Source organism: Sphingomonas sp. (assembly GCF_035490575.1).
Taxonomy (GTDB): Bacteria; Pseudomonadota; Alphaproteobacteria; order Sphingomonadales; family Sphingomonadaceae; genus Sphingomonas.
This window is the reverse complement of sequence record NZ_DATJLI010000027.1, coordinates 1-6,289: the sequence shown is the minus strand read 5'-3', so window position 1 is coordinate 6,289 and position 6,289 is coordinate 1. Positions and strand designations below refer to the sequence as shown.

The window sequence follows — 6,289 nt, the reverse complement described above, 5'->3', positions numbered from 1 at the left end:
GGTCGACACGGACGGCCATGTCGCGGCGGCGACCTCTACCGGCGGCCTGACCGCCAAGCGCTGGGGCCGGATCGGCGATTCGCCGCTGATCGGTGCGGGCACCTATGCCGACGACCGTGCCTGTGCGGTATCGGCCACCGGCGCCGGCGAGTTCTTCATCCGCGAGGGCGTCGCGCACGAAATCTGCGCGCGCATCCGCTTCAAGGGCGAAAGCCTGAAGGCCGCCGCCGATCAGGTGATGGGCGAGACCAAGGCGCTGGGCGGCACCGGCGGCGTCATCGTCACCGGCCCGTCGGGCGAAATGGCCTGGAGTTACAACACCCCCGGCATGTATCGCGGCCGCGCCAGCGCGAGCGGCGACCGGGTGGTGGCGATATACGGCGACGAACAATGATGCGGCGGTTGATCCTTGCGCTGGCGCTGCTGCTCGCGCCGGCGCCAGCGCTGGCCTACGGCTTTTTCACGCATGAGGCGATTGCGCGGATCGCGATGCTGAACGTGTCCCCCGCCACGGCGCGTCAGGTCCGCGCGCTACTGGCTCGCGCGCCGCTGTTGCAGACGCCGACCTGCAAGGCGGCGACGCCGGAACAGGCATCGACTTGGCCCGACTGCATTCGCGGAATGGGCGACAGGTTCAGCTATTCGGCACCGTGGCATTACCAGAATGTCGATGTGTGCCGCCCGTTCGACCTGAAAGCGGCGTGCAAGGACGGCAATTGCGTGTCGGCGCAGATCGAGCGGCAGGTGAAGCTGCTCCAGAACCGCAATATTCCCGTGCGGGAGAAGGTGGCGGCGCTGGCGTTCCTGATCCACTTCGTCGGCGACCTGCACGCCCCACCCCATGCAGGCGACCGGGGCGATCGCGGCGGCAATGACGTCAAGGCCAGCTATGGCCCGGTGACGGCACGCTGGCTGAACCTGCACTCCATCTGGGACTCGCCGCTGGCCGAGCGCGCAGTGACGACGCCGCCTTCGCCGATTCGCGCCTATTCCGCCGCCGAGCGGGCCGAACTGGGCGCGGGCAGTGTCGAGGACTGGAGCCGACAGGCCTGGGAAGCCAGCCGCGACACCGCCTATGCGCTGGCGATGGGCGGCGATCCGTGCGGGCCGAAGCCCGACGGGCTGGTGACGGTGACACCCGAAGCGATCGAGAAGATGGTGCCCGTCCAGCGGCTCCAGATCGAGCGCGCGGGCGTGCGGCTGGCGCGGATGCTGGACGAAGCGTTCGATCCCGCAAAAGCCTTTACGCCCCAACCGCGTCGCCGCGACTGATCGAGCGCGACCCCCGCCCAGCGTGTCGGGGCGGGGGTCGACCCTTTTACGAAATGACGACCGTCACGGCGCGGCGGTTCTGCGCCCATGACGCTTCGTCCGAGCCGAGCGCCTGTGGGCGTTCCTTGCCATAGCTGATCGTGGTGATGCGGCTGGCGTCGATGCCGCGCGCGACCAGATAATTCTTGGCCGAATTGGCGCGGCGATCACCCAGCGCGAGATTATATTCACGCGTGCCGCGTTCGTCGGCATGGCCTTCGATGGTCACGCGGACATTGGGATATTGCGTCAGCCACTGCGTCTGGCTGTCGAGGATCGCGCGGGCGCTGGGATCGATGTCATAGCTGTCGAGCGCGAACAGCACCGTGTCCGACTGGACCGACTGGCGGAAATCCTCGGACGAGCCGGGGACCACGCCATTGCCGACCTGACCGGACGTTTCGCCCGTGGCGGGCGGCGGCGCGGTTTCGCCGGGCGCGGGGGGCAGCACTTCGGGCCGCTTCTTGGCGCAGCCTGCAACGGCAATGAGCGCGACGCCCATGATGAACGCGGCGGAACGATTGGCCATTTCGGAAACTCCTCCTCTTTTCGATTTCGGATCGTCAGGACGCTCGATCATTACTCATGCGACGAACCGTTGTCGTCGTGATTCGTTGCGAAACATTGCTGAACCTTGCGTGAGCAAGGCAGGTTATGGGCGAACCGGTCCCCAACTGGGGTCCGATCCATCGAGCGGGGTCGGAATACGACGTTCGTTCACGCCGGTCAGGTCGACCGACCAGACCTGTGCCCGACCCGACCCCTGCGCCGAGCGCAGATAGGTGAGCACGCGGCCATTGGGCGACCAGCTCGGTCCCTCGTCGCCCCACGCGTCGGTCAACAGCTTCTCGCCGCCGCCATCGGCGTTCATCACGCCGATCTTGAAGCCGCCGGAGATGCGCGTGAAGGCAATCATGTCGCCGCGCGGCGACCAGACCGGCGTCGCATAACGACCGCCGCCAAAGCTGATGCGCCGCTGGTTCGATCCGTCGGCGTTCATCACGTAAAGCTGCTGCGATCCGCCCCGATCGCTTTCGAACACGATGCGGCTGCCATCGGGCGAATAGCTGCCGCCGGTATCGATGCCGGGCGAATTGGTCAGCCGTTGCGGCGCGCCGCCGCCTGCGGGCACGCGATACAGGTCGGTATTGCCGTTGCGCGCCATCGAAAACAGGATGTAGCGGCCATCGGGCGAGAAACGCGGCGCAAAGGTCAGGCTGACGCCCTGCACCACCTTGCGCTGCCGCCCACTGCCGAGATCATAGACATAGATGGCGGGCTGATCGCCGACATAGCTCATATAGGCGATGGTCTGCTGGTTCGGTGCGAAACGCGGCGTCAGCACGATCGACTGACCGTTGGTCAGGAAGCGGTGATTGGCGCCGTCCTGATCCATGATCGCCAGCCGCTTGATGCGCTTGCCCTTCGGTCCCGTCTCGCTGACGTAAACGATGCGGCTGTCGAAATACGGCCCCTCGCCGGTCAGGCGGGTGTAGACGGTATCGGCGCATTTGTGCGCGGCGCGGCGCCAGTCCGCCGGGCTGACCACAAAACCCTGCCGCGCCAGTTCGATACGCGAGAACACATCGTAGAGATAACAGCCGACTGTCAGCGTGCCGTCACCGTTAGAACGGACAAACCCCTGCACCAGCGCCTGCGCGCCCGTGCCACCCCAGTAATCATAGACCGGGGCCGTCACTTCCGGAAACACCACCGCGCGCAGCTGCGCCGGTTGCAGCGGGGTGAACAGGCCGGAGTTCTTGAGGTCGTTGGTGATGATCTCCGACAATTGCCGGCCCAGATCGTCGGTCGATCCGGCGGGCGTCGACTGCACCGCCGGGGTCGGCATATAGGGGATGGCGATCGGCATCGGCGCCGAAATGCCGCCGGTCACGTCGACCTCCAACGGCGGTGGCGCCTGATCCTGCGCGGGCAAGGCGCCGTCCTGTGGCATTTCGATCGGCGGCGGTGCGACATCCTGTGCCGCGAGCGGTCCCAGCGCCGTGCAACCGGCCAGCGCGGCCAGCATCCGCAGTTTCAGCATCGAACGCTCTCCTCGAACAAACCGGCGCCGCGCATCAGCGCAACTGCCAGTTATAATTGATATTGCTCCAGCCGCCATTGGCGGTCTGATAAAACTCGGCGGGCAGTTTCAGCGGCGTGCAGGCGCGAAACGCCGCGATGCCCAGATCGACGACGCGCTGGGCGTAACGCTCATTCTCGCCACTGATCCCTGCCTGGCGCACCATTTTCGGATTGCCCGCCAGCGTGCCGTCACGATTGAGTCGGAGGTTGAGGACCGTGACGATCGCATTGGCGCCCGGCCCCGGATTGACCTGCTTGTCGGCACAGGGCTGGATCTGGCGGCGGATGGCGTCGCGGATGCCCGCCAGCGCCCGACCGTCGATTCGCGCGGCCGACGGCGGATTGGGTGCCCGGCTGTCCGACACGGTGTCGGTCAGGCCCTTGCGGAAATCCTCGCCCAGCCGCGATCCACGCGGGCGGCTGGCTTTTGATGCGGTGTCGCTGCCCGACCCCTTGGCCGCGCTCGCCTTGGGCTGCGCCTTTGCCGCCTCGCGCTTGGGGGCTGCCTTGGCGGGCGCCTTGGCAGCGGGCTTCGGCTCCGCCTTGGCCTTTTCCTTCGGCGCTTCGGCTTTCGGCCTGGGGCGGGCCGGTGCCTTGGGCGCGGGCTTGGGCGCGGGGCGCGGTTCGGGGGCGGGTTGCGGTGGTGCCGGTTCTGGTTCGGGTTGGGGCTGCGGTTCGGGCGCCGCCTCCGGCGCGGGCGGGGCGGCGTCCTCCGGCGGCCCCTGCTCCGGCGCGATCGAGGTTGCGGGCGGTTCGATCGAGACGGGGGCCTGCGCCTCCAGCCCGATTTCGTCGACCAGGCTGACGTCGATCGGCACCGGCTTCAATTCGACCGGGTTCGGCGTCGCCAGAAAGCCGACCGACAGCAAGCCAAACAGCACGACATGGCCGACAATCGCGGCGCCCAGCCCGATGCGTTCGGCGCGATCCATCCTGCCCGCTGCCCTCAGCGCTCGCCCGAACCGAGCGTCACCAGCGACACGCGGTTCAGCCCGGCTCGGTTCAGTTCGCCCATCACGCCCATGAACTTGCCGTAGTTGGTGGTGCGGTCGGCGCGGACCAGAATGGCGGGCGGTTCGCCCATAGCATTGGCGGTGGCGATTTCGGCCAGCGCGTCGGGCAGGGCGGATTCGTCAACGGGCCGGTCGTTGACGAAGATCGCGCCGGCATCGTCGATCGCGATCTGGACCGGCTCCTGTTCCTGGTCCAGCGCCTTGGCACGGCTTTCGGGCAGGTTTACCGGCACGCCCGCCGTCAACAGCGGGGCCGTGACCATGAAGATGATGAGCAGCACCAGCATCACGTCGACCAGCGGCGTCACGTTGATGTCGGCCATCGGCGCGCGCCGCCCGCGCCCCCGTCGCGAGGGTAGCTGCGCGCCCATCAGGCGAGTTCCAGCTGCCGGCTGAGCGTGGCGTGGAATCCATCGGCAAAGCGGTTCAGCCGCGCCTCGATCCGGTCGATGGCGTGAGCGAAGCGGTTATACGCAATGACGGCCGGAATCGCCGCGAACAGGCCGATGGCAGTCGCGAACAGCGCCTCGGCAATGCCCGGCGCCACCACCGCCAGCGACGAGTTCTGTTCGGCGGCGATGCTGGTGAAGCTCCGCATGATACCCCAGACCGTGCCGAACAGGCCGACAAACGGCGCCACCGACCCGATCGTCGCCAGCACGTTCAGCCGGTCGCTCATCCGGTCGATCTCCGACGCGACTGCCGCGCCCATTGCGGTGGCCAGCCGTTCGCGCGTGCCGTCACGGTCGATCGACTTGCCCGCCGTCGACCGGCGCCATTCGGCAACCCCGGCGGAAAACACGCGCGCGATCGGCATGTCGCTTTCGGCGTGCTTGCGGTGAAACGCATCGACATCGTCGGCGCGGCGATAATCCGCCTCGAACCCGTCGATCGCCTTTTTCGTGCGGCCGACCTTCATGCGAAAGCCGATGATGATCGCCCAGGTCCAGATGCTGGCCAGCAGCAGCCCCAGCATGACCCCCTTCACGACCCAGTCGGCCTGAAGGAACAATGCCACGGGCGACAGCGTCGCGGCGTCGGTGTTGATGAACGCGGCTTCCATGCGGCCTCAATTCCCTTTGGACAAAAGGCGGGTGAAAATGTCGAGCCACTGGGGCGGCTGGCGGCGCGGGCGACCGGCGGGGGTGACGAACACCGCCTCGACCGACGCGTCGACCAACATGGCATCGCCCTTCATGACTCGTTGCTGAATGACGCATGCCGCCGGGCGCGCGGCGGTCAGGCGGCTGACGACCACCAGATCGTCGTCCAGTCGCGCGGGCGCGGCAAAACGAAGCGCGACGTCGCGCACGGCATAGACGCCCTGCCCACCCTCGAACGCCGCGCGCTGGTCGATCCCCGCCACGCGCAGCATGTCGGAACGGGCGCGTTCCATGTAACGCAGGTAATTGGCGTGATAGACGACGCCCGACAGGTCGGTATCCTCGAAATACACGCGCACCGGGAACCGGTGTTCGCTGCCTTCGAAGCGGCCGGATGGGGGCGCGTCTGACGTCATGCCCGCCTGCCTTTATCGGGGCGTATCAACCGGGTCAAAGCCGTTCGGCCCTTATCCCTCGAACAGGCCGTCCTGCGTGCCTGCGGGCGGCTCGATCCCCAGATGTTTCCAAGCCGCGCCGTTCAGGCAGCGGCCGCGCGCGGTGCGGGCGACCATGCCGATCTGGATGAGGTAGGGTTCGATCACCTCTTCGATCGTGTCGCGCGGCTCGCTGAGCCCTGCCGCGAGCGTCTCCACGCCGACCGGCCCGCCGCGATAGATATCGGCGATCATGGTCAGGTATCGGCGGTCCATTGCGTCCAGCCCCAGCGCGTCCACCTCCAGCCGGTTCAGCGCACTGTCGGCGACGCGCGCATCGACC

Annotated in this window: 9 protein-coding genes; 2 read left to right on the top strand and 7 right to left on the bottom strand. The window is 67.4% G+C overall.

The window, feature by feature from the left end; all coding sequences use genetic code 11:
- On the top strand, nucleotides 1-394 hold a 394-nt coding region (locus VL973_RS01830; protein ID WP_325282330.1), incomplete at its 5' end, for an isoaspartyl peptidase/L-asparaginase.
- Nucleotides 391-1,272, top strand: a complete 882-nt coding sequence (locus VL973_RS01825; RefSeq protein WP_325282329.1) for a S1/P1 nuclease — start codon at nucleotides 391-393, stop codon at nucleotides 1,270-1,272. The genes VL973_RS01830 and VL973_RS01825, both read left to right, overlap by 4 nt.
- 46 nt (nucleotides 1,273-1,318) lie before the next feature.
- Here VL973_RS01825 and pal read toward each other — a convergent pair whose 3' ends face one another.
- The 7 genes from pal to VL973_RS01790 form a co-directional block, all read right to left on the bottom strand.
- Nucleotides 1,319-1,840 carry a peptidoglycan-associated lipoprotein Pal gene (gene pal / locus VL973_RS01820; protein ID WP_325282328.1) on the bottom strand — a complete coding sequence of 174 codons (522 nt, stop codon included), beginning with the start codon at nucleotides 1,838-1,840 and terminating at the stop codon, nucleotides 1,319-1,321.
- 123 nt (nucleotides 1,841-1,963) lie between these two features.
- Entirely contained in the window at nucleotides 1,964-3,265 is a 1,302-nt protein-coding gene (tolB, locus tag VL973_RS01815) for a Tol-Pal system beta propeller repeat protein TolB (protein ID WP_325282331.1), read from the bottom strand.
- Nucleotides 3,266-3,389: 124 nt separating this feature from the next.
- Nucleotides 3,390-4,328 (bottom strand): cell envelope biogenesis protein TolA, encoded by a 939-nt coding sequence (locus VL973_RS01810; RefSeq protein ID WP_325282327.1) that lies wholly within the window; start codon nucleotides 4,326-4,328, stop codon nucleotides 3,390-3,392.
- A gap of 14 nt (nucleotides 4,329-4,342) precedes the next feature.
- Nucleotides 4,343-4,780 carry a protein TolR gene (gene tolR, locus VL973_RS01805; protein WP_325282326.1) on the bottom strand — a complete coding sequence of 146 codons (438 nt, stop codon included), beginning with the start codon at nucleotides 4,778-4,780 and terminating at the stop codon, nucleotides 4,343-4,345.
- Nucleotides 4,780-5,472 carry a protein TolQ gene (tolQ, locus tag VL973_RS01800; protein ID WP_325282325.1) on the bottom strand — a complete coding sequence of 231 codons (693 nt, stop codon included), beginning with the start codon at nucleotides 5,470-5,472 and terminating at the stop codon, nucleotides 4,780-4,782. The genes tolR and tolQ overlap by 1 nt, the downstream gene beginning before the upstream one ends.
- Nucleotides 5,473-5,478: 6 nt before the next feature.
- Complete coding sequence (gene ybgC, locus VL973_RS01795) at nucleotides 5,479-5,928, bottom strand: tol-pal system-associated acyl-CoA thioesterase (RefSeq protein ID WP_325282324.1); 450 nt, start codon at nucleotides 5,926-5,928, stop codon at nucleotides 5,479-5,481.
- 51 nt (nucleotides 5,929-5,979) lie between these two features.
- Nucleotides 5,980-6,289, bottom strand: a 310-nt coding sequence (locus VL973_RS01790) for a Holliday junction DNA helicase RuvB C-terminal domain-containing protein (RefSeq protein WP_325282323.1), incomplete at its 5' end; no start/stop codon positions are given.

Coding starts and splice junctions, on each gene's coding strand:
- VL973_RS01810 (WP_325282327.1), bottom strand. CDS start 4,328: ATGGATCGCGCCGAACGCATCGGGCTGGGCGCCGCGATTGTCGGCCAT.
- tolB (WP_325282331.1), bottom strand. CDS start 3,265: ATGCCACAGGACGGCGCCTTGCCCGCGCAGGATCAGGCGCCACCGCCG.
- VL973_RS01825 (WP_325282329.1), top strand. CDS start 391: ATGATGCGGCGGTTGATCCTTGCGCTGGCGCTGCTGCTCGCGCCGGCG.
- tolR (WP_325282326.1), bottom strand. CDS start 4,780: ATGGGCGCGCAGCTACCCTCGCGACGGGGGCGCGGGCGGCGCGCGCCG.
- ybgC (WP_325282324.1), bottom strand. CDS start 5,928: ATGACGTCAGACGCGCCCCCATCCGGCCGCTTCGAAGGCAGCGAACAC.
- pal (WP_325282328.1), bottom strand. CDS start 1,840: ATGGCCAATCGTTCCGCCGCGTTCATCATGGGCGTCGCGCTCATTGCC.
- tolQ (WP_325282325.1), bottom strand. CDS start 5,472: ATGGAAGCCGCGTTCATCAACACCGACGCCGCGACGCTGTCGCCCGTG.